The sequence below is a fragment of the Thalassospira sp. MCCC 1A03138 genome, assembly GCF_002115785.1.
Classification (GTDB): Bacteria; Pseudomonadota; Alphaproteobacteria; order Rhodospirillales; family Thalassospiraceae; genus Thalassospira.
The window spans coordinates 103,379-126,516 of the sequence record NZ_JFJY01000005.1; the positions used below are offsets into that span (position 1 = coordinate 103,379).

At 55.3% G+C, this 23,138-nt stretch carries 16 protein-coding genes; 6 read left to right on the forward strand and 10 right to left on the reverse strand.

Features of this window, described 5'->3' with window-relative positions; all coding sequences use genetic code 11:
• The first annotated feature begins 242 nt into the window (after nt 1–242).
• The 5 genes from TH468_RS11925 (at nt 243) to adhP (ending at nt 6,946) form a co-directional block, all read left to right on the forward strand.
• Entirely contained in the window at nt 243–3,212 is a 2,970-nt protein-coding gene (locus TH468_RS11925) for a bifunctional [glutamine synthetase] adenylyltransferase/[glutamine synthetase]-adenylyl-L-tyrosine phosphorylase (RefSeq protein ID WP_085644390.1), read from the forward strand.
• Nucleotides 3,213–3,342: 130 nt separating this feature from the next.
• Nucleotides 3,343–3,807 (forward strand): thioredoxin-dependent thiol peroxidase, encoded by a 465-nt coding sequence (gene bcp / locus TH468_RS11930; RefSeq protein ID WP_085644392.1) that lies wholly within the window; start codon nt 3,343–3,345, stop codon nt 3,805–3,807.
• A gap of 240 nt (nt 3,808–4,047) precedes the next feature.
• Nucleotides 4,048–4,818: a hypothetical protein gene (locus TH468_RS11935; protein ID WP_085644741.1), complete on the forward strand. Its 771-nt coding sequence runs from the start codon at nt 4,048–4,050 to the stop codon at nt 4,816–4,818.
• A 159-nt stretch (nt 4,819–4,977) separates the two neighbouring features.
• On the forward strand, nt 4,978–5,796 hold the full coding sequence (locus TH468_RS11940; RefSeq protein ID WP_007090269.1) for a ferritin-like domain-containing protein: 819 nt from the start codon (nt 4,978–4,980) through the stop codon (nt 5,794–5,796).
• A gap of 127 nt (nt 5,797–5,923) precedes the next feature.
• Nucleotides 5,924–6,946, forward strand: a complete 1,023-nt coding sequence (gene adhP, locus TH468_RS11945) for an alcohol dehydrogenase AdhP (protein WP_007090270.1) — start codon at nt 5,924–5,926, stop codon at nt 6,944–6,946.
• Nucleotides 6,947–7,017: 71 nt separating this feature from the next.
• Here adhP and TH468_RS11950 read toward each other — a convergent pair whose 3' ends face one another.
• The 9 genes from TH468_RS11950 to TH468_RS11990 all read right to left on the reverse strand — a co-directional run bounded on the left by TH468_RS11950 (nt 7,018) and on the right by TH468_RS11990 (nt 18,211).
• Nucleotides 7,018–7,653, reverse strand: a complete 636-nt coding sequence (locus TH468_RS11950; RefSeq protein WP_210402246.1) for a glutathione S-transferase family protein — start codon at nt 7,651–7,653, stop codon at nt 7,018–7,020.
• 85 nt (nt 7,654–7,738) lie between these two features.
• Complete coding sequence (locus tag TH468_RS11955) at nt 7,739–8,260, reverse strand: methylated-DNA--[protein]-cysteine S-methyltransferase (protein WP_246832305.1); 522 nt, start codon at nt 8,258–8,260, stop codon at nt 7,739–7,741.
• A 2-nt stretch (nt 8,261–8,262) separates the two neighbouring features.
• Nucleotides 8,263–9,813: an AlkA N-terminal domain-containing protein gene (locus TH468_RS11960; RefSeq protein WP_246832306.1), complete on the reverse strand. Its 1,551-nt coding sequence runs from the start codon at nt 9,811–9,813 to the stop codon at nt 8,263–8,265.
• A 58-nt stretch (nt 9,814–9,871) separates the two neighbouring features.
• A complete protein-coding gene (locus TH468_RS11965; RefSeq protein ID WP_085644397.1) occupies nt 9,872–10,474 on the reverse strand; it encodes a nucleoside deaminase in 603 nt (200 codons plus the stop codon).
• A 156-nt stretch (nt 10,475–10,630) separates the two neighbouring features.
• Nucleotides 10,631–10,882, reverse strand: coding sequence for a hypothetical protein (locus TH468_RS11970; protein ID WP_085644399.1), 252 nt, complete (start codon nt 10,880–10,882; stop codon nt 10,631–10,633).
• 243 nt (nt 10,883–11,125) lie between these two features.
• Nucleotides 11,126–12,254, reverse strand: a protein-coding gene (prfB, locus tag TH468_RS11975; protein WP_139834704.1) for a peptide chain release factor 2 whose coding sequence is annotated in 2 segments (ribosomal slippage) — nt 11,126–12,184 and nt 12,186–12,254 — 1,128 coding nt in all. Because the reading frame shifts where the segments join, the coding sequence is not laid out codon by codon here.
• 171 nt (nt 12,255–12,425) lie between these two features.
• Nucleotides 12,426–13,994, reverse strand: coding sequence for an alkaline phosphatase (locus tag TH468_RS11980; protein ID WP_085644401.1), 1,569 nt, complete (start codon nt 13,992–13,994; stop codon nt 12,426–12,428).
• A 214-nt stretch (nt 13,995–14,208) separates the two neighbouring features.
• Nucleotides 14,209–16,638 carry a penicillin-binding protein 1A gene (locus TH468_RS11985; RefSeq protein WP_085644403.1) on the reverse strand — a complete coding sequence of 810 codons (2,430 nt, stop codon included), beginning with the start codon at nt 16,636–16,638 and terminating at the stop codon, nt 14,209–14,211.
• A gap of 277 nt (nt 16,639–16,915) precedes the next feature.
• On the reverse strand, nt 16,916–18,211 hold the full coding sequence (locus TH468_RS11990; RefSeq protein ID WP_085644405.1) for an N-acetylmuramoyl-L-alanine amidase: 1,296 nt from the start codon (nt 18,209–18,211) through the stop codon (nt 16,916–16,918).
• 656 nt (nt 18,212–18,867) lie between these two features.
• Between TH468_RS11990 and TH468_RS11995 the strand changes: the two genes are divergently transcribed.
• Entirely contained in the window at nt 18,868–21,879 is a 3,012-nt protein-coding gene (locus tag TH468_RS11995) for a ribonuclease E/G (protein WP_085644407.1), read from the forward strand.
• An 82-nt stretch (nt 21,880–21,961) separates the two neighbouring features.
• Here TH468_RS11995 and TH468_RS12000 read toward each other — a convergent pair whose 3' ends face one another.
• Nucleotides 21,962–23,113 carry a pyridoxal phosphate-dependent aminotransferase gene (locus TH468_RS12000; protein WP_085644409.1) on the reverse strand — a complete coding sequence of 384 codons (1,152 nt, stop codon included), beginning with the start codon at nt 23,111–23,113 and terminating at the stop codon, nt 21,962–21,964.
• Nucleotides 23,114–23,138 lie beyond the last annotated feature (25 nt).

Below are 23,138 nucleotides of genomic sequence, written 5' to 3' on the forward strand. Positions count from 1 at the left end.
ATGAATGAATTTCCAATCAATGCAATAACGCCGTCAAGCCAATGAAGTTTCGCGGATGGCGAAAAACCTAATAAATGTAAACTGATACTGTTTCCCTGTCGCCTTTTTGGTATCGTCGGGAACAAAGAAAACAATCTGTGTCATGTCCTACCCGTGACCGGATGCTGGAAATCCCTGCAAAGCACGACAGGCCAAGGGATAGCCCGGTTTGACGTCCAAGAGCAACACAAGGAAAGCAAAAAGTGTCTCTTTCCTGGATTACACCTGATCTGCCGAAACCCTTCGATGCGGATCGCTGCAATAACGGTTTCGAAAGATGGTCAGCACTTGCCGATCGTCCCGTCTTTGAACATCTGGCACAAGAGATTGGCGACATTGCGGCCAACAGCCCGAAAAAAGATGTTCTGGCGGCAATGTATGGCAATAGCCCGTACCTGACAAACCTGTGCCTGCGCGATCCAGATATCGTCTGTCTGACCTTTGATCAGGGACTTGATGCCGCCTTTGACGCCGCCCTTGATCCGGTGCGCAAAAGTGCCAATGCCAGCGCCCTGGATCAGACAAACACCATGGCCGAAGTGCGCAAGGCGAAACGCCGGGCGGCTTTGGTTATTGCGATGGCCGATATCTGCAAGGCGTGGACGCTTGATAAAATCACGAGCGCGATCAGCACTACAGCCGAAGTCACCCTTGAATTCGCCTTGGCGCATTGCCTTTCGGCAACGGCCAGACAGCGCAAATTCGACCTGCCCCATCCTGACGATCCGTTGCGCGATTGCGGGATCTTTGCGATTGGCATGGGAAAGCTTGGCGCCAAAGAGCTTAACTATTCATCCGATATCGACCTGATCTTCCTTTATGATCACGAGGTCGTCACCTATATCGACCCTGACCGTTTGCAGCAGGATCTGGTGCGGATGGTGCGCGATGTCACGCGCATCATGGAAGAACGCACGGGCGACGGCTATGTTTTCCGCACCGATCTGCGCCTGCGCCCCGATCCGGCATCAACGCCGCCGATCCTGTCGATGCTGGCGGCTGAAACCTATTACGAGACGGTCGGCCAGAACTGGGAACGTGCGGCCATGATCAAGGCACGCATCGTTGCAGGCGACAAAAAATCAGGGGATATATTCCTTGAAATATTGCGCCCTTATGTCTGGCGCAAGCATCTTGATTTCCTTGCCATTCAGGACATTCATTCGATCAAACGCCAGATCAACGCCCATAAGGGCGGCAGCAAGGTGGTGATTCCGGGCCACAATATCAAGCTTGGCCGCGGCGGCATTCGCGAGATCGAATTTTTCGCCCAGACCCAGCAATTGATCTGGGGCGGGCGCGAAGTTGCGCTGCGCTGCAAGGCGACCTGTGATGCGCTGCGCGAATTGACCGAATTTGGCCAGATTACCGAACAGGTTCGCGACGAAATGCTTGTTGCCTATGAGTTTTTGCGCACCGTCGAACATCGTTTGCAAATGACAAACGACCAGCAGACGCAGACATTGCCCGACAGTGACGAAGGACTGCACGGGCTTGCGACCTTCCTTGGCTATGCCACGCTTGATGGTTTCAAAACCGATCTGTTGCATCATCTGCGCAAGGTCGAAAGCAATTATGCCGAACTTTTCGAAGATGACATTCCCCTGGTCGCATCCGACGGCAATCTTGTCTTTACCGGAACGGAAGACGATCCGGATACACTTGAAAATCTGCGCCAGATGGGGTTCGAGAACCCGACCAATGTTTCGGTCACGGTGCGCGGATGGCATCACGGGCGTTATCGTGCCACCCGGTCAAGGCGGGCACGTGAAATCCTGACCGAGCTGATGCCGACCCTGTTAAAGGCATTGTCGCAAACCACCAACCCGGACATGGCGTTTCGCGCCTTTGATGAATTCCTCAAAGGTCTGCCTGCTGGCGTTCAGCTTTTCTCGTTGCTGACGGCAAATCCGGAACTGCTTGAGCTTCTGGCACAGATTGCCGGTACGGCACCGCGCATGGCCAAATATCTGGGGCGCAATGCCGGGGTGCTTGATTACGTTCTGATGTCGGGCTTCCACGACGAACTGCCCGATGCCGATACGATGCTTGAGGAACTCAACAGCCTTCTTTCGCGCGAGGATATGGTTGAAGACTGGCTTGATACCGCACGGCGATGGGCCAATGATCAGAAGTTCCGCATCGATGTGCAAACCATCCAGAACCGCCATACCCCGCATCAGGCAGGCCGGGCATTGGCCGATGTCGCCGATGTGGCCATTCGCGCGCTTTTCCCGCGCATCGCCGATGATTTTGCACAAAAGCATGGCAAGTTTGACGATGGCGGGCTTGCGGTCTTTGCGCTTGGCAAACATGGCGGGCAGGAACTTTCGCCCGGTTCCGATCTTGATATGATCTTTGTCTATGAAGTGCCGGAAGATGCAGAGGAATCAGATGGCGAAAAGCCGCTTAGCCCCGGCCATTATTACATCCGGCTAAGCCAGCGTTACATCAATGCGCTTTCGGCACCAACCGCCGAAGGGGTCCTGTTTGAAACAGACCTTCGCCTGCGCCCCAGTGGCAACAAGGGGCCGCTTGCCACCCATTTCAAAAGTTTCGAGGCCTATCAGCTTAACGAAGCATGGACGTGGGAGCATATGGCCCTAACCCGCCTTCGCCCGGTTTATGGTCCGCAGGCCCTGTGTGACAAGGTCATGGCAACCACCCATGCGGTGTTGCAGAAAACGCGCAACCCCGATGACCTGCTGCGCGATGTTTATGACATGCGCAACCGTATGGATGCTGGCAAGGGGGATAATCATCCCTGGGCGATCAAGATGCGGCGCGGCGGGTTGGTTGATCTGGAATTCATTGCGCAATATCTGCAACTGGCACATGCCCATACCCATCCCGAAATCCTGTCACCCACCACGCGCGAGGTTTTCAAAAACCTGTCATCCGCCGGGATACTGGAGGCCGAAGAAGCAACCTTCCTTGCAAATGCCGGGTCATTCTGGCTGGCGTTGCAGGCGATGCTGCGCCTGACGACCGAAGGGCCGTTTGATCCCGCAAATGCCAGCACCGACTTGCGCCGTATGCTCGCACGCGCCGGGCAATGCGATGATTTCGATGCCCTTCAGGCCAAGCTTGACGAAACAGCGGGCCGGATCAAGGCGATCTATGATCGTCTGATTACCGAACCGGCCGAAAAACTTCCGCCCCGTTCGGAATGAGCAGAGTGATCCGGAACAATTTGCAATGCTTATAAGGTTTTGTATTTTCGCAAGCACGGTCTGGAGAAACTTCCTGACATGGCTTTCCGAAGCAGGTCAGGGACGTGAAACTTTGAACAAGGATAGAACAATGGCACTTGATGTTGGTGACAAAGCCCCTGATTTCGACCTGCCGACCGACGGCGGCGGTTCGGTCAAATTATCGGACCTTAAGGGCAAACCGGTGGTGATCTATTTCTATCCCAAGGATATGACGCCGGGCTGCACGACGGAATCGTGCGAATTCCGCGATGCCGAACCCGATTTCAGCGCGGTCAACGCCCAGATCATCGGCATTTCCAAGGACAGTGCCGACCGTCACGACAAGTTCAAGGCCAAACATGACCTGAACTTTATCCTCGCATCGGATGAAAACAGCACGACCTGCGAGGATTACGGTACCTGGACCGAAAAAAGCATGTATGGCAAAAAATTCATGGGAATCGAGCGCAGCACATTCGTCATTGATGGTGATGGCGTGATCCGGAATGTCTGGCGCAAGGTAAAGGTCAAGAACCACGTCGCCGAGGTTCTTGCCGCGGTCAAAGCGCTTTAATTTACCGCCCCAATCTTACGAATAGGAACCGGTCGGATGAAAATCCGGCCGGTTTTTCGTTTTTATAACAATTAAAAACAGATAGTTTTCAATCACCTAATAAACCCTAACCTTATTCAATTTGTTGCCTTACCTTGTTTGTCGGGCTAAGAATCCGGATATGGGAGTATAAAGTGTATCGATTTTACACTTTCTGGTGAATGGCGCATGACCGGGGAACCGGCAAGGCAGGGTAAACCAATGAACAACAATGTTATTGATCTTGACGATCAGATGCTCGCCGATTTTCGCGATGAGGCGAACGATATCGTTGACAGCATCGGCGTCCATCTTCAGAACGCGCGCAGCAAAGCTGATCCGGCGATCCTGACATCAATCCAGCGTGAAATCTTCAATCTGCGATACAAGGGCAAGTCGGTTAATGCGCCATTGGTCAATCTGACCAGCCACCGTCTTGCGGATTATGTCACGACATGCCGTGAACTGACCGAAGACGCAATTGCCGATATTCAGGCCTTTATCGACAAGATCGAAGGGTTGCTGGCTGGCGATCTGTCCGGCGGCGGCGCGGATTCCGCCGAATTCGTTCGTGAACTGCCATCCAAACGCGCACCAGATATTGACCCGAACTGGCTTAAAAAGACGAATGTCGAAGCCCTTCTGGTCATTCCGCAACGTTCGATGTCGGCCATTCTTGAACGCGAACTGGCGGCATGCGGTTATCGCAGTTCAGTCACCCAAAGCTCGTTTGAAGCAATCGAGCTTGCTGTACGTACCCGCCCGGATTTCATCATCGTTGCCAAAACCATTGATGAACTTAGCGGTGTTGACGTTGCCAATGCGTTGCAGGCGATGCCGAAGACCCGCAGCATCCCGACCGCGGTTCTGACATCGGATGCGCCGAACCACCCATCGTTGCAAGACCTGCCGTGCCGCACGGCAATCATTCGCAAAGGCCCGGCCTTTGGCGAAGATCTGGCCGAAGCACTGGCGCGCTTCAACATTACCTGAGACATCATCGATATATCCGGGTTTGACAGGGCGGCCGTGATTTTTCCGGTCGCCCTTTTTCATGACCGCCATCATACCAGAACCGAGATACCGGGATTGACCCGCCATGATCCCCATGGCACAGAATGCCGATATTCCTTCATGTTCCGGAAACAGCCTATGTCCCGCCTGACCCTTGCCGAAGCAGCCAAACGCGCCCTTCTGACGGCAGACGCCACGGAAAAAGCCGATGTCACAGCCGAAATGGCGGCGATGTGGCGCAATGGCGAGATTACCGAGGTTGGATCAACCGATCTTCCGGACCGCCCGGGCCGCCCGGCAAAGCCCGAACTGCTGCCGCCCAACAAAATGCCCAAACGCAAAAAGGGCAGTGTTCAGGGGCGTATCGGGCTTCTGCATGCGCTGGCCCATATCGAACTTAATGCCATTGATCTGGCGTGGGATCTTTGCGTGCGCTTTCCCGAAGCCGACATGCCCAAGCATTTTCATGATGCCTGGGTTCAGGTCGCCGATGACGAGGCGCGCCATTTCAAGATGATCAACAAACGTCTGGGCGAAATGGATGCGGCCTATGGTGATTTGCCGGCCCATGATGGCCTGTGGCAGACATCGATGGATACGGCCTATGACATTCTGCCGCGTCTTGCCGTGGTGCCGATGGTATTTGAGGCACGCGGCCTTGATGCCACACCGCCGACTATTGAACGGTTGCTGTCGCATGGTGATACCGAAAGTGCGCGCATCCTTAAAATCATCGCCCATGATGAAATCGCCCATGTCGCGGCGGGGCGTAAATATTATGAATATGTCTGCGATCAGCGTGGCCTGCCCTATTACACGACATGGCATGACATGCTGCGCAAACATTTCCGCGGGCCGCTTAAACCACCGTTTAACGACGAAGCCCGATATGAAGCCGGAATGCCGCCCGATTATTATCAGGACTATGTTCTGGAACTGCCGGGCGAGGATGAATAGGCAGCTTTTATCCCGTTCCTTGATGCAGCGCAAAGTTTAGAACCCCGACAGCCTATACCCTTCCTGCGCGCTTAATGCATGCCCGCTACCGGTGGGCATAAAATCATTCCGCAAGGAGGATATGAGCATGCCTGCTACCATGAAGGCCGCCGTTGTGCGGGAATTCGGCAAGCCATTGTCGATTGAGGAAGTCACCGTCCCCAAAGTCACGCCCGGCAAAATTCTTGTAAAGATCACGGCATCCGGCGTTTGCCATACCGATCTTCACGCTGCCGAAGGCGACTGGCCGGTCAAGCCGAACCCGCCCTTTATCCCCGGCCATGAAGGTGTGGGCATCGTTGCCGAAGTTGGCGAAGGCGTGACCTCGGTCAAGGAAGGCGACCGGGTTGGTGTGCCGTGGCTGCATTCGGCCTGCGGGCATTGCCATCATTGCATTACCGGCTGGGAAACACTTTGCGGCGAACAGCTTAATACCGGTTATTCGGTCAATGGCGGGTTTGCCGAATATGTTCTTGCCGATCCGAACTATGTCGGCCACCTGCCCGATCCGCTTGAATTTGGCAATGCCGCACCAGTGCTTTGCGCCGGGGTCACGGTTTACAAGGGGCTTAAGGAAACCGAATGCAAACCGGGTGAAACCGTTGTCATTTCCGGTGTCGGCGGGCTTGGTCACATGGCCGTGCAATATGCCAAGGCCATGGGAATGAAGGTGATCGCGGTTGATATCAGCCCGGAAAAACTGAAACTTGCCAAGGACCTTGGCGCTGATTGGGTTCTGAATGCCAAGGAAACCGATGTGGTTGCCGAAGTGCAAAAACAGATGGGAGGGGCAAACGGGGTTCTGGTAACGGCCGTTTCCAAATCCGCCTTTGCGCAAGGTGTTGGCATGCTGGGCCGTCATGGCACCATGGCATTGTGCGGCCTGCCGCCCGGCAAGTTCGAGCTTGATATCTTTGACACCGTCCTGTCGCGCAAAACCATTCGCGGCTCCATCGTCGGCACGCGCGCCGACCTTCAGGAAGCATTGGAATTTGCGGGCGATGGCAAGGTGCATTCGCACTTTACCACCGAACCGATGGAAAACATCAATTCGATCTTTGATCGCATGCGGGCCGGAACCATTGATGGCCGTATCGTGATGTCGATCTGATCAACCCGATTTATCGCTGAAATAGCCAAAGGGCCGCCCTACAAAGACGGCCCTTTGGCATTTCACCACGTTTATTTCAAATCCTGCCCGCTTAGCGGATCTTCGCTGTAATAACGCACCGGCACCGCATCGCCAACGATGTTGCCCACCCGCCTAATCCAAGCGGCAAGCCCATCGTAAGGCACCATATCCAGATCGGCTTCATGCGCCAGATGCATGTAGGCATAAACGGCGATATCCGCGACGGAATAGCGCGAATTTGCAAGAAAATCCTGATTACTTAAGTGACGGTCAAGCATCGCAAGCACATTTTTGGCGCTAGCACGTCGGTTTGGTAGCTGTGCATGATTGGCGTCATTTTTTCCCGTCAAATTCCAGTATCGCAAGCTTGCGATAGTTGCCTGGACATAGTCAGCTTCGAAAAACAGCCACTGGCAGACCTTGGCGCGCTCAAAGGCGTCCGAGGGCAAATAATCCGTTCCATCCGCCAGATAAAGCAGGATGGCATTGGATTCAGCAATAAAGCGCCCATCATCAAGTTCAAGCACCGGCACCGCCCCCGCCGGGTTCATTTTATAGAACCCATCGGTATGGCTTTCACCGGCAAAAATCGAAACCCATTGTGTCTGGTATTCAAGACCAAGATGGGCGCAAAGCTGGCGTATCTTCCACGCGTTTTGTGATCCGGCATAATCATAAAGCTTCATCAGATAAGACCTTTCAGGCAAAGAAATAGCGTTCCGGCACATGATCCGCCGGTCGTTACTCAGGAAAATTCAGGATTATCGGGGATCAGGCGGCTTTTCGGGCCATTGTCGCCTCGTGATCAAGCAGCCAGCGTTTGCGATCAAGCCCACCGGCATAACCGATCAGAGTGCCGTCCGATCCGATGACCCGGTGGCAGGGCACAATGATCGAAACCGGGTTAAGCGCATTGGCACGTGCGACCGCCCGCACCGCTTTGGGGTTGCCAAGGATATCGGCCTGCCCGGCATAGGACCGGCTTTCACCGCTGGGTATGGCAATCAGGGCATCCCACACCGATTTCTGAAAATCGGTGCCGATCATCCGAACATCATCCATCGGCAAGGGCATGAGGCGACCGGCAAAATAACTGTCCAGCCAATCGGTAACCGATTTCGGGGCAACGCCACCTTCGTGCCAATCGAGATTTTTGAAACGTCGCGTCTGGATGGTGTGCAGGCGGTCATCGTTATTTTCAAAATCCAGATGCACCAGTTTGCCATCCACCATCGCAAGGCTGAGTTTGCCAATCGGGCTGTTGTAACGGGCAACGTCAATACACGTTGTCATGGTCATTTCCCTTTCTTTGGTTTCGGCTGGGGCTTTGGCGCATTTTCCTGTTCAAGTGCCGACCACAGATATTGCGCGGCATAGGCACGCCACGGACGCCAGCGTTCTGCATGTTGTTCCAATGGCTTGGGCTTTGCCGGGCCGCCACCCATTTCCGATGCCTTCAGGATGCCAAGGTCCGCTGCCGGGAAGGCATCCGGGTCGCCAAGGCCGCGTAGGCCGAAATAATTCAACGTCCACGGGCCAATCCCCTTGGTCCCGGCCATTTCGGCCAATATGTCATCACCCGATTTGCGGTCACATTGCGGATCGGCAAACAGATCGATGATATCGGCAAGTGTGTGTGCCCGGCGGGTCGTAAGCCCGATTGAGATCAGATCCTGTTGTTGCAGGGCGTCGGGTTTCGGGAACAGATGGGTGATGCCGGTTCCGGCGATCAGGTTTTCAGGCAAAACCTCGCCAAAGCGGGCCACCAGCCGCCCTGCCAAGGTACGGGCAGCAGCAACCGATACCTGCTGGCCCAATACCGCCCGGATCGCCAGTTCGAACCGGTCCCAGCATCCTGGCACACGCAAGCCCGGGCGTTTATCGACCAAGGGATGCAGCAATTCATCATCGGCAAACAGGGCCGTGATTGAGGGTACATCGGCATCCAGATCAAACAACCGCCGCACCCGACCGCCAATTTCAAGCACGGCGTCACGCGCCGGACCGCGCAGGATGACTTCCACCCCGCCCTGATCGGCTGCGAACCGGCATATCATAAGACCGACGGCATCATGGATGCGAAAACCGCGGGCATAGGTGCGGTCGCCCACCGCCTCCAGCCCCGGAATGGCGCGTGCCCGGAAGAATGTCAGAAGGTAGTCGGCATCAAAGGGTTGGCGGGCGCGCAGGCGCAGGATCAGATCGTCGCTTTTGGGGGCGAAGGGATCATTTTCGTTTTTATCTGACACAGGTTCGGCCTTTATGCCGCGCCGGAACGCGGTTGGTGCATGGCCATAGGCCGTTTTCATCGCATCGTTAAAGCGGCGCAAACTGCCGAACCCGGCAATATCAGCGATTTCCGTCATCGACAGGTTGCTGTCGACAATCAGCTGGCGTGCGCGCAGCAACCGGCGTGCCTTGGCATGATCCTGCGGGGTGACGCCGGTATGTTCCTTGAAGATACGGCGCAGATGACGATCTCCGACGCCAAGCCGGTCGGCGAGCTGTTCGACCGACCCGGTTTCAAGGGCGCCTTCCTCGATCAGCCTTACCGCACGGGCAACGGTGGCGTGAACCCCGGCACTGGCGGGGGAGCCGGGAGCGGCTTCGGGGCGACAGCGCAGGCACGGGCGGAACCCGTGGGCAATTGCCGCCTCGGCACTGGGATAGAATTGCACATTCACGCGCTTTGGCGTGACGGCGGGGCATATCGGACGGCAGAAAATCCCGGTGGTCAGAACGGCGGTATAAAACCGGCCGTCAAACCGGCGATCCCGGGCCTTTAATGCGTGATAGCAGATATCGTCATTGAGCTGTTCCATGCCCGGCAGTTTAGCAGATCGCACGCATAAAACTCGCCAGATTCGGACTCAAACGTAAAACTGCCGGAACGCACCGGCAATCTCAGTTGAGCGGAATATCGTTTGCGCCCTTGCCGTCCTGATACTGATCAGAAAGCGCGTCATATTGCGCGGCAATCGATTTTGCCTTTTCCAGCCATGGCGCGCGGTCGGTTTCCGGCAGGTCTGCAATCATGCCCATCATGGAATGACTTTGCCAGAATGCGTTGGATTTGTTGTATTCCCCGGCATCAAGGGTGAAGACTTCCTTGAGAATTTTAAGGTCATGGGGGATTTCAAACGCGTCGCGGGAGTCTTCGTGGCTGAAGAAATAATAGAAATTATCAAACCCGGCCCAGGTGATCGCCGACAGGCACATCGAACAGGGTTCGTGCGTTGACAGGAAAATAAGATCCGACGTTGCAGGGCGCGCATCGGCAGGCATTTCGTAAAGCCGTTTCAGGCAATGGACTTCGCCATGCCAAAGCGGGTTTTCGGTTTCGTTATTGGTTTCGGCCAGCACCAGCGAATGATCGGATTTGCGCAACAGGGCCGCCCCGAAAATCTTGTTTCCGGCAGCGACACCCTTGCGGGTTTTGGGCAGGATGTCGTTTTCAAGTGTGGCAAACAGGGTGGCAAGAAGGGCATTTCTGTCGTCGCGTGGCATAAGGGCGGTTCCCGATGAAATGTTTGATGCGTTTTGATGGCGTCCATTTCATCGTCAATGAACCGCCCTGCCAACAGAATTTATTGCAGGTTTTGTGACCGGACGGGAGAAACACCATGTGCGGCATATTGATAGCGGCAGGAACCGGATGGTTTCCTAACCACGCAGGATGCCATCATTGATGTCTTCGTAACGCTGATCGGCGGGAACAGGGCGGTAGAAATCCGGGTCCAGCAAGGTCGTAACCGCGATAAGCGTCGGCGATTTTCGATCCCGAACCTTGGTGATCAGGGCATGATCAACCGGTCTCATTTCGCGGATTTTGATGACCTCGAAAACGGGACCATTCGGGGTGGCAAGTTTGAACTGGTCGCCAACAGCGACCTGGCCATGGGACTGACGCGGCATTTTTGGACTTCACCTGACTGATAGACGTTTGCTCAAGATGCAAAACCCGCCGAGGCCCTATTTTTCAAAGACTTGGCCCTTTCGTTTTTCAACGGATTTTGCTTATCGGCAACACACTGCCAGACATATCAGGCGAGACTATGACAGAAGCGGGATTTTTACGGGCAATCGGCGGCCTTTTTGAATAAAAACACCCCGCCAGTTTTCCTGTGCGGGGTGTTTTGTCTGGTAATCCGGTTCGGATCAATCGATGTCCTCGACCTCACCGGCAGAACCGGTGACCTTGGCAGCAAGGGCCGCGGCCATGAAGTCATCAAGATCGCCGTTCAGAACGCCCTGGGTGTCGGATGTTTCAACACCGGTTCGCAGATCCTTGATCATCTGATAGGGCTGCAACACGTAGGAACGGATCTGATGGCCCCAGCCAATATCGGATTTGGTATCCTCAAGCGCCTGGGCTTCGGCTTCGCGTTTCTGAAGTTCGGCTTCGTACAGGCGGGCTTTGAGCATCTTCATCGCGGTATCGCGGTTTTTGTGCTGTGAACGGTCGTTCTGGCACTGCGCGACGATACCGGTCGGAATATGCGTGATACGCACGGCCGAGTCTGTTCTGTTGACGTGCTGACCACCGGCACCTGATGCGCGGTAGGTATCAATACGAAGGTCTTTGTCCAGCACTTCGATATTGATGTCGTCATCAATCACCGGATAGACCCAGCAGGACGAGAAGCTGGTATGGCGGCGCGCGGCACTGTCATAGGGCGAAATACGCACCAGACGATGCACGCCGACCTCGTTTTTAAGCCAACCATAGGCATTGTGACCGGTGACTTTATAGGTCACCGATTTGATGCCGGCTTCCTCGCCATCGCTTTCTTCGAGCATTTCAAGCTTGTAGCCCTTGGACTCAGCCCAGCGCACATACATGCGGGCCAGCATGCTGGCCCAATCCTGTGCCTCGGTCCCGCCGGCACCGGCATGGATTTCGAGATAGGCGTCATTGGCATCAGCTTCGCCCGAAAGCAGGCTTTCAAGTTCACGCTTGGCCGCGATTTCGCGAATATTGCGCAGGCCCCGCTCGGCCTCGGCAACGGTTTCCGCGTCACCTTCGGCTTCGCCAAGTTCGATCAGACCGATATTGTCTTCGAGTTCCTGGGCAAGCGCCTTGTAGCCATTGATGGCATCATCAAGCCGGGTACGTTCCTGCATGACTTTCTGCGCGTTTTCCGGCTTGTCCCACAGGGTGGGATCTTCGGCCAGCGCGTTCAGTTCGTCGAGGCGTCTAAGAGCATTATCCCAGTCAAAGATGCCTCCTCAGCAGTGCCATCGACTGCTTGATTTCATCGACCAATGCCTGTGCTTCGGCGCGCATTGATGTCTCCGTTATTCATATGAAATTCTGTAAGGCCGCGAAGGATCGCAGCAACTTCGGCGGCGCTTATAGCAGTTTTTGCCCCGATTGAAACCCCCGCGGGGACATACTACAGGCATGGAAAAACCCGGCACATCAAATGCGCCGGGTTTAAAGGTGGTATCGCGCGGCCTAGCTGTAAACCGGATCGAGCGTCACGGTATAAAGTTCTTCGTCGGCAACATCGCGAAGCGACACGCGGAACTGTTCGTTTTCAGCATCGATATCGACAAGGCCAAAGAATTGCAGGCCAAAGGATGGCGGCAGGTTTATGCCCTGCTCCTTGGTCGGATGTTTGGTAAACATCACCTGCGGGCCAAAGGTATTGTCCATGGCATTTGGCCCGAATGTTCCGGCATGAAGCGGGCCGGAAACAAATTCCCAGAACGGTTCGAAATCCTGGAACTGGGCCTTGTTCGGGTCATAGTAATGGGCCGCGGTGTAATGCACATCGGCCGTCAGCCAGACGGTATTGAGAATACGGGCCGATTTGATGAAACGCAGCAGTTCTACAATGTCAAATTCGCGTCCGGCCGGGGCACCATCCCCATTGGCAAGGTTTTCGAAATTGTCGCCATCGCCAACCACCATGCCAATCGGCATATCGGATGCGATGACCTTCCAGGTGGCGTTGGAATTCAGAAGGCTGCGTTTAAGCCATTCGATCTGTTCCCGGCCAAGGAAGACGGTCTTGTCATTTGGTTCCGGGCTGTTATTGGCATCGTTTGCACCACGATAGGTGCGCATATCAAGGAAAAAGATATCAAGCGACGGGCCGTAGGATACCTTGCGATAAACCCGCCCCGGTTCGGACGCATGTTCGGTGATCGGCAGCATTTCGCGAAACGCCCGGTTGGCACGTGCGGCCAGAAGGGATACCGATTTTTCGGTGTAACGGTCATCCCTCAGCATTTCACCCGGATACCAGTTATTGGTCACTTCGTGGTCGTCCCACTGGTAATAGACCGGGATCAGGCGGTTGAATTCGCGAACGTTTTTATCAAGCATGTTGTATTTATAATTGCCGCGAAACTCGGCAATGGTTTCGGCAACCTTGCCGGTATCCTCGGTCGTGATGTTTTTCCAGATATCGCCATCGGGCATTTTTGCCTCTGCGGCAAACGGGCCATCGGCATAGATGGTATCGCCGGAATGGATGAAGAAGTCCGGGTTATGCCTGGTGATCGTGGCATAGGTTTTCATGCCGCCGCGATCCTCGTCAATGCCCCAGCCCTGCCCGGCCGTATCGCCCGACCAGCCAAACCGGATATTGCGCTTTGCCGCCGGTGCCGTACGGAAATGACCGATCGCCGGTTCGGACGATGCCCGGCCATCATCAAGATTTTCGAAATGGATTTTATAAAACACGTCCTGCCCGGCCGGCAGATCATTCAGGGCAAGCTTACCGGCAAAATCACGTTCCGGCAGAACATCGACATGCGGAATTCTGACCGAACGTGAAAAGTTTTCCGTTGTGGCAATTTCGGTAATCATCCGTGACGCACGATCCGCACGGCCCCAGATACAGGCGGAATTGGCGGTGACGTCACCACTTTGCACCCCATGGGTGATCATTGGACGATCCGCCGCACGCGAAATGGACGGCATGAAAAATCCACCCATCGCCGATGCCGCACCGGCCGTGGCCGTTACAGTGGCGGTCGTGGTCAGGAATTTTCGGCGGGAAAGACGAAAAGACATTGAAAGAACCCCTTCAAAATTTGAAGTAACACCTTGAAGAGTATGGCAAATTCAAATGACAGGACCGTTGCGGCCTCTTGATGGTTTTATCAACATTTGATGACAAAGGGTCGCGCATTACTACGGTTTGCTCCCGACCCTGTTTTCAAATGAAAAAAGGCCGGATGCGATTGCATCCGGCCTTTTAAACATCGCCGCAAAAACGCGGCAAAGATCAGTAAATACCGCCCGGGCTGGTAACGCCGCCGGTATTGTTTTCGGCACCGACACCGCTGTAACCGGCATCGCCGCCATCAATGACGTTGTCATTCGATGACGGAATGGTGCCGGGTTTGAAAGCTTCCCAGATCACATTCTGATCCCCCGGGCGTGCCGGAAGGCCGGAACGGGCTTCGACGCGGACCATGCGAATGCCGGGCGGCGTACGGAATGGCACGGCCTTTGTGCCCTTTAATGCATCGCCCATGAACTGTTTGAAGATCGGGGCCGCGGCACTGGCCCCCTGCTCCTGATCGCCAAGCGAGCGGTTATCGTCAAAGCCGACATAAACACCGACGGCCAAGTCGGGCGAGAAGCCGACAAACCATGCATCGCGGCTATCGTTCGTGGTGCCGGTTTTACCCGCCAGCGGATAACCGAGTTCGCGAATGCGACGACCGGTTCCGCGTTCAACCACACCTTCAAGCATCGATACCATCTGGAACGCGCTTGCCGGGTCGGTCAGCTGTTCGCGGGTGTCGGGCAGTTCAGGGGGCATCTGATTACGGAAATCGACATCCTTGCATTCGCCACACTGACGTTCGTCACGACGATAGATCACTTCACCGCGGCGGTTCTGAATGCGGTCAATCAGGGTCGGGGTGATTTTCTTGCCGCCATTGACAAATTCCGCATAGGCAGCCGTCATCCGCATGACGGTGGTTTCCGCCGCACCAAGCGCCATCGAAAGAACCTGTGGCATATCATCGACAACACCGAAACGTTGCGCGTAATCGGCAACCTTGTCCATGCCGATGGTCTGTGCCAGACGTACCGTCATCAGGTTACGCGACAGTTCGATCCCCAGACGCATGGTCGAAGGACCATAGAACTTGCCGCTATAGTTGCCCGGTTTCCATTTGCCAAGCCCCGGCCCCTGATCAATCACGAATGGCGCATCAAGCACCAGCGTCGATGGGGTAAAGCCCTGATCAAGGGCGGCCAGGTAAACAAACGGCTTGAAGGCAGAACCGGGCTGACGACGGGCCTGGGTCGCGCGGTTGAATTTCGACATGTCATGCGAAAAACCGCCCGACATTGCCAAAACACGCCCGGTATGAGGGTCCATCGCGACAAGTGCGCCATTGACCGCAGGAATCTGGCGCAGGCCATAGGTATTGGGCGGCAGTTCTTCGCCGTCAAGTTCCGCAAAATGCCTTACATAGATCACATCACCCGGCGACAGAACATCCGACGGGCTGTTGACCGCAGCACCAAGCTTCTGGCCTTCTTTCCACGGGCGCGCCCATGTCAGGAAGCGAAGCGGAATGCGGCCCTGCTTGCCCGACAGAAGACCCAGGGTTGCTTCTTCGGCACTGACACGCAGAACAACGGCCTTGTCCCATGGCAAATCATTGGGGGTTTCGACTTCGCGCAGTTTCTGCTGCCAGTCATCGGCCAGATCGATATTGGTGATCGGACCGCGCCAGCCATGACGGCGGTCATATTCCACAAGCCCTTCGACCAGCGCCTGATCGGCAATGGTCTGCAGGCGCGGATCAACCGTCGAGCGGACCGACAGCCCGCCATCATAAAGCATGTTTTCGCCGTAACGGTCGACCAGCTGGCGACGGACTTCCTCGGCGAAGAAATCAGCACGATAGGTATCAACCGACTGGCGTTCCTTGGCAATCAGCGGGCTTGCCCACGCGTTCTGTGCTTCGGTCTCGGTGATGAATTTTTCTTCGAGCATCCGGCCAATCACCCAGTTACGGCGCGCCTTGGCTTCGTCATGATTGCGGACCGGATGATAATTCGACGGTGCCTTTGGCAGGGCGGCAAGATAGGCCGCTTCCTCGATATTGATTTCATCAAGGGACTTATCGAAATACCGCAACGCCGCCGCCGCAACGCCATAGCTGCCATTACCGAGGTAAATCTCGTTCAGATACAGTTCAAGGATATGTTCCTTGGAAAAGGCGCGTTCGATACGGAATGAAAGGATCGCTTCCTTGACCTTGCGTTCATAGGAAACTTCGCTGGTCAGAAGGAAGTTTTTGGCAACCTGCTGGGTGATGGTCGATGCACCGACCGGACGCTTACCCGTGCCCATATTGACAACGTTGGTCACGGCTGCGCGCAGCACGGATGCGAAATCGATGCCCGGATGGCTGAAAAAGTTTTTATCCTCGGCCGCGACAAACGCATCGACAACAACATGCGGGATCGAGGTGATCGGCACGAAAACGCGTTTTTCACGCGCATATTCGGCGATCAATGCCCCGTCACTGGCATGGACGCGTGTCATGACTTCGGGTTCGTAGTTTTCAAGCTGGGTGTAATCGGGCAAGTCCTGACCGAAATGCCAGAAGATCGCCAGAACGCCGATCCCGCCAGCAATTGCCATCAGGAAAAGCACACCGAAAATACTTAGTAAAATACGCATAAACAGGTCTTTATCATTTTGCTGTTTTGGCCTGATCCGGTTTGGCGCGCACCAAAGCGCACATTTCGGAGAATTGCAATCAGCCTTATCATAGCGGCAAAAAAGTGACGGCGTTGTGACACTGCGCACGGCCACCGTATTTTCTGTCCCGACCGGGCACGGATTATAGCCCTACCGCCCCGTCAAAGCGAGAGTCGGAAATTCCACTGCACGGAAAAGTTATGCAAATTGCCGATGTGATTTTCGAAATCAGGGAACCAAGTCCTTAGAACGAGGCTTAGAACTTATGTTTTTCGAAATAGATATCGATGGCACGCAGCACGGCTTCGGCGACCTTGCGCCGATGTGCCGGGCTTTGCAAAAGCTTGGCATCCGTCGGGTTGGACAAATATCCCATTTCAAACAGGGCTGAGGGGATATCAGGGGCCTTGAGCACGGCAAAGCCCGCGAAGCGATGCGTACGGCGTTGCAACTCAATGCTTTTTCCAAGTTCGGTGACCATATTGGCAGCAAGGGTTGCCGACAGGTTCATGGTTTCGCGCTGTGCCAGATCGATCAGGATGCTTTGCACCAACGAGTTTTCTTCCGACAGGTCAATACCGGCAATCACGTCGGCCTTGTTTTCCTTTGACGCCAGGGCGGCGGCTTCTTTGTCCGATGCGTTTTCAGACAGGGTATAGACCGATGCACCGCGATGTTTGGAATTGCCAATCGAGTCCGCATGCAGGGAAATAAACAAGTCGGCACCGTTTTTACGCGCGATTTCAGTTCGCTGGCGCAATTTCAGGAACACGTCCTTGTCGCGTGTCAGAAGCACACGATACCGGCCGGAATCGGTCAGAACCTTTTCAACTTCGCGGGCGGCGGCAAGTGTCAGATCCTTTTCATAGACCCCGCCAACCCCGATTGCGCCGGGATCAACCCCGCCGTGACCGGCATCAATCGCAATCAGCGGCTTTTCCGAACCACCCCGACCGGATTCCACCGCCACATCGGCACTTTGTTCAGTAGCACTGGTGTCGTTGCGGCTGCGTGCGGAATAGGCGACCATGCTTTCGCGTGATGCGGTCATAAAGGCGTCACGCTTGGCGGGCGACAAATCGACCACCAGACGATGCGGTTTGCCTTCGGACGCGGGCAGCGTGAAGATTTTTGAAACAAGTGCCGGTTCGGCAACGTCAAGAACCACACGGAAGGTGCCCGGCTTAAACAGCCCGTAACGCAATCCCGAAATCAGGCCCCCGCCCGATGTTACCTTGCCCGGGGGGGCGGTCCATTCGATTTCGGGCATGTCGATGATGACACGATATGGATCGGGCAGCAGAAAATAGCTGAACTCGACACTACGATCGAGATCAATGACAAAGCGGGTATAGTCGGGATAAACGCCAAGGCGCGCGCCAAGAACCTTTGTTTCCTGCGCATTTGCCGTGGCAGAACCGCCGACACAGATCATCATCGCCAGAAAAAGCGACAAACAGAGTGCAGCAACAATTCGGGCCGGTTTTTGCCCGACCAAGAACAGCGTTTCTGCCGTCGCATTCACCTGCGAACCCGTTTGAACTGATACCATCGCCCTGCTGCGTTTATCCTGAGAATGCGGAGTAGTTTTAGACTGGTTGTCTGCGTTTATAACAATGCGTTGGTTAACGGGCAATTGACTGCCCGAGAAACACGCGACGCGCACAACATTCTTCGTTTCGATGTCCATTACATTAATGTAAACGGTAAAAACATTGCAGTATCATGGATTTGGCATAAGGCATCCGTGATTGGCGCAATCGGGCGAAAAACTTCGCGATTTTAAATTCAACCACAACAAAGTCATCGGACAACGTAACAAAACTGTTTGTCGCGGGACTTCAAAAGGGATATGTTGCACCCGAGATTCCTATGCCTTGCGGTGTGAACCTTGTTAATCCGCCAGGCTGAGGACGCGACGAGGCCAGTTCTCGGGTCGGTGTCTCGGTGACGCGGCAATTCCCGCTCCCGATAGAGCCCTCCCATTCAAGGCTGTCTTGGCGCGCTCGAGATTACGCAACCAATTTTTGTTTCAACACCAAAACCAGGTCCGAACCGGAAGAGCAGCCGAAACGCGATGAACCAGATATATACAGGACATATCGCGACCTTTATGGACGGCGCCTCCGGATACGCCGGTTTATTTGCATACCAGCGCAACATCGCTTTACGCAGGAAACTGGCGGGACCTTTAGGAACAGGTTCCGAATGGTCAAACGCATGCTCATCGATGCAACGCACACGGAAGAAAGCCGTGTCGTTGTTATTAATGGAAATCGCCTAGAAGAATACGACGTCGAAACTTCGACCAAGAAGCAGATAAAAGGAAATATCTATCTCGCGAAAGTGACGCGTGTAGAACCGTCCCTGCAGGCGGCCTTCGTCGATTACGGCGGAAACCGCCATGGTTTCCTCGCCTTTAGCGAAATTCATTCAGACTACTACCAGATCCCGGTCGCAGATCGCGAAGCCCTTTCGCGTAGTCATAGTGACGTCAAGGATGCCGACATCGTCGAAGACAATATCGGCGACGCATCCGAGGGTAACGATACCCCGAAAAAAGAAAAGAAACCGGCCCGCACCCGCAATCGCCGCAAACCGCGTGCGAAAGCATCGGACGAAACCGCAGTTGCAACCGATGCAGAAGCACCGGCAACCGACGAAAACGCCGATAACGCGGAAACTGTTGCGGCCGACGCCCCGCAGGAAAATGACGCTGCTGCAAGTGATGATGCGAACGATGAAGACGCAAAACCGCGCCGTCGTCGCCCCCGCAACCGTCGCAAGAAATCCGATGAGGTCGAGGCATCTGGTGATGACACCGCCGACGCATCGTCGAACGATGGTGATGATACCGATGGTTCGGGCGGCGGAAATGCTGCCATGTCAGCAGAAATTGCCGAACTGACCGTCGATATCGAAACCGAGCCGGCCGGTGCCGCCGAGGAAGAAGACATTGATGATCTGGGCGGCGATGACGGGGATGAATTCTCCGACAGTCATCGTCCGCAGATGCAGAAGCGCTACAAGATTCAGGAAGTGATCAAGCGCCGCCAGATCCTGCTTGTGCAGGTGGTCAAGGAAGAACGCGGTAACAAGGGTGCTGCGCTTTCGACCTTCCTGTCGCTGGCGGGTCGTTATTGCGTTCTGATGCCAAATACCCCGCGCGGTGGCGGCATTTCGCGCAAGATCACCAATGCACAGGATCGCAAGCGCCTGAAATCCATTCTGGCCGAACTGGAAATTCCGGATGGCATGGCCGTTATCGTGCGTACCGCCGGTTCGGAACGCACCAAGGCCGAGATTAAACGCGACTTCGATTATCTGATGCGTTTGTGGGATCGTATTCGCGAAACCACCCTTCAGAGCCAGGCACCGTGCCTGATTTATGAAGAAGCCGATCTGATCAAACGTTCCATCCGTGACCTTTATGCACGCGATGTTGATGAAGTTCTGGTCGAAGGTGACGAAGGTTACCGGATCGCCAAAGACTTCATGAAGATGCTGATGCCGTCACATGCGAAGCGTGTGCAGCCTTACAAGGATCAGGGTGTTCCGCTGTTCCACCGCTTTCAGGTGGAAAGCCAGCTTGACGCGATGCTCAATCCGGTCGTTCAGCTTAAATCGGGGGGGTATATCGTTATCAACCCAACCGAGGCACTGGTCGCGATTGACGTTAACTCGGGCCGTTCGACCCGTGAACGCAACATCGAAGAAACCGCATACAAAACCAACCTTGAAGCCGCCGAAGAACTCGCACGCCAGCTGCGTCTGCGTGACCTTGCCGGTCTGATCGTTGTCGACTTCATTGACATGGAAGACCACCGCAATCAGGCATCGGTTGAACGCAAGCTTAAAGAAGCCATGCGCAATGACCGTGCCCGCCTGCAGATCGGTCGTATCAGCCCATTCGGCTTGCTTGAAATGTCGCGCCAGCGCCTGCGTCCGTCGCTTGTTGAAAGCGCGTTCGAGGTTTGCGCACATTGCCGCGGTGTCGGCCTTGTCCGTTCGATCGAAAGTGCCGCCCTTCACCTTCTGCGCGTTCTTGAAGAAGAAGGCATGCGTCGTCGTTCCGGTGCACTTACCGTGCATGTTGCAAGCGAAGTCGCACTCTATATCCTGAACCGCAAACGCGATACACTGGCCGAAATCGAACAGCGTTATGGCTTCACCGTCATGATCTTTGGCGATGACAGCCTGATTTCGCCAGATCACCGGATTGAACGGTCACGTGCGAAAAAAGGTGACGAAGAAGAAGCCCTGCCGGTTCTGAACACCGACAGCGTATCTTTGACCGCGATTGAAAGCCCGGTTGAACCGGACGAAGACGACGAAGAAGAAGACGTCGCCGAAGCCCGTGATACCCGTGATCAGCGCGACGACGATGATCAGGGTAATAAACGTCGCCGTCGCCGTCGCCGCCGTCGTGGCCGAAATGATGAACGTGATGACCGTGATGATCAGAACCAAGCCGATGATGCATCAGATGATGCAGCCGGTTCGTCGGATCGCGGTGATCAGGACGATAACGAAGATGATGACGACGACGAAGCACAGCGCAAACGCCGCCGTCGCGGCAAACGTGGTGGACGCCGTCGTTCACGCCGTCAGGAATTTGAAAACGCACCGCGTGTCAAATCGCCTGCCGATGATGCACAGGCAACTGCCCTTCGCCGGGATCGTGATCACAGCGCACCGGAAGGCCATGCTGATGATCAGGTTGTTGATGCCGACAGCGAAGATCAGGATGCAGACAGCTTTGATCAGGAAGGTATCCGCGCCGGTCGCCAGCGCAGCACAACCGCACCGGCACCGGCACGGCCGCGCCGCGAACGTCGTGATCGCAATGACAATCGTCGCAACAGGCGGGATCGCAATGACCGGGGTGATGTGAAAAACATCCCGATCCAGAGCGGCCCGGCCCCCGAAACAGCGCAAGAAATCGCCAAGGAAACGGCTTCGGCACCCGCTCAAAGCCCAGCCGAAAAATCGGTAGCAACCCCGGCGGAAACCGCGGTGGAAAAACCGGCAAGCTCGGCCCCTGCCCCCACGGGAGCACCAGCAGCGGAGAAATCCGAACCGAAGGCAGAGCCGAAAAAACCGGCACCAAAAGCCGAAAACACATCGGAACCGGTGGCGAGTGAACCCGCGGCTGACGAACCGGCAAAAGACGAAAAACCCAAGTCGAAGAAACGCGGCTGGTGGAGCCTTGGTCGTTAAGATCAGGACCCGATAAAACCCAAAAGGGCTGCCGAACATTCGGCAGCCCTTTTTCGTTGCACCCTGTTTTAAGATGAGGGGCTTATCGCTTCCAGTTCTTCAATGCCTTGACCGCGCCCAGCATTGTTGCTTCGCTATGAGCGAACGAGAAGCGGACATAATGTTTGCCGCGCAGGCGATCAAAATCGGTACCCGGCGTGGTGGCAACACCGGTTTCGTCGAGCATGCGACGGCAGAATGCCTCGCTATCATCCGTCAGGTTGCGGACATCTGCATAGAGATAAAACGCACCATCTGCCGGGGCGAAGTTGGTGAAGCCCGCAGCGGGCAGTTCATTTCGCAGAATTTCGCGATTGCGGGCATAGGCTGCGACATTGGCCTGCAATTCGTCCTCACAATCAAACGCCGCAACGGCGGCGATCTGTGATAATGCCGGGGCCGAAATGAACAGGTTCTGTTGCAGGCATTCGACCGCACGCATCAGATCGGGGGGCACCACCGCCCAACCCAGACGCCAGCCGGTCATCGAGAAATATTTCGAGAAGCTGTTGATGATGATCGCATCATCGCCGAATTCAAGTGCGGTGCATTCCCGGACATCGCCAAACGAAATGCCCTGATAAATCTCGTCACTGATCAGGCGAATACCATTTTCCCGGCAATAGGTCGCCAGTTCACGGTAGGTTTCAACGTCAATCATGCTGCCCGCCGGGTTAGACGGGCTTGCAACAATCAGACCGTCAATCGGGGCTTCGAGGTCACGCAGCATGGCCACGGTTGGCTGATAATGGCTTTCGGGTCCCGTAGGAAGATTGACGGTTTCAATTCCAAGCGCGGTCAGGATGTTGTGATAGGCCGGATAGCCAGGTGCCGCCATCGCCACCCGATCCCCGGCATCAAAGGCCGCCAAAAACGCCAGCACGAAGATCGAGGAAGAACCACTGGCGACACAGATGCGTGACGGATCAACCGATGCGTTGAATTTACGCTGATAATGCCCGGCTATGGCTTCGCGCAGGGGATCAATCCCCATGGCATTGGTATAACCGATCAGATCGTTATCAAGGGCGCGGGCCGCGGCCTCGCGGACCTTGCGTGGGGCCGGGGTGCCCGGCTGCCCGACTTCAAGATGAAAGACGGCCTTGCCGTCAAGTTCGCGCGCATTGGCGGCACGCATCACATCCATGACAATAAACGGCGAAATGGCACCGCGGCGCGATTGTTTCAAAGCCATTTGTGGGGTCCTGCTTTGTATCGTG

Excerpts from the sequence above, each read along its gene's own strand:
- TH468_RS11995 (WP_085644407.1), top strand. The coding sequence starts at position 18,868 with ATGGTCAAACGCATGCTCATCGATGCAACGCACACGGAAGAAAGCCGT.
- TH468_RS11940 (WP_007090269.1), top strand. The coding sequence starts at position 4,978 with ATGTCCCGCCTGACCCTTGCCGAAGCAGCCAAACGCGCCCTTCTGACG.
- TH468_RS11990 (WP_085644405.1), bottom strand. The coding sequence starts at position 18,211 with ATGGTATCAGTTCAAACGGGTTCGCAGGTGAATGCGACGGCAGAAACG.
- TH468_RS11985 (WP_085644403.1), bottom strand. The coding sequence starts at position 16,638 with ATGCGTATTTTACTAAGTATTTTCGGTGTGCTTTTCCTGATGGCAATT.
- TH468_RS11935 (WP_085644741.1), top strand. The coding sequence starts at position 4,048 with ATGAACAACAATGTTATTGATCTTGACGATCAGATGCTCGCCGATTTT.
- TH468_RS11965 (WP_085644397.1), bottom strand. The coding sequence starts at position 10,474 with ATGCCACGCGACGACAGAAATGCCCTTCTTGCCACCCTGTTTGCCACA.
- TH468_RS11970 (WP_085644399.1), bottom strand. The coding sequence starts at position 10,882 with ATGCCGCGTCAGTCCCATGGCCAGGTCGCTGTTGGCGACCAGTTCAAA.
- TH468_RS11980 (WP_085644401.1), bottom strand. The coding sequence starts at position 13,994 with ATGTCTTTTCGTCTTTCCCGCCGAAAATTCCTGACCACGACCGCCACT.
- bcp (WP_085644392.1), top strand. The coding sequence starts at position 3,343 with ATGGCACTTGATGTTGGTGACAAAGCCCCTGATTTCGACCTGCCGACC.
- TH468_RS11950 (WP_210402246.1), bottom strand. The coding sequence starts at position 7,653 with ATGAAGCTTTATGATTATGCCGGATCACAAAACGCGTGGAAGATACGC.
- TH468_RS12000 (WP_085644409.1), bottom strand. The coding sequence starts at position 23,113 with ATGGCTTTGAAACAATCGCGCCGCGGTGCCATTTCGCCGTTTATTGTC.
- adhP (WP_007090270.1), top strand. The coding sequence starts at position 5,924 with ATGCCTGCTACCATGAAGGCCGCCGTTGTGCGGGAATTCGGCAAGCCA.
- TH468_RS11955 (WP_246832305.1), bottom strand. The coding sequence starts at position 8,260 with ATGACAACGTGTATTGACGTTGCCCGTTACAACAGCCCGATTGGCAAA.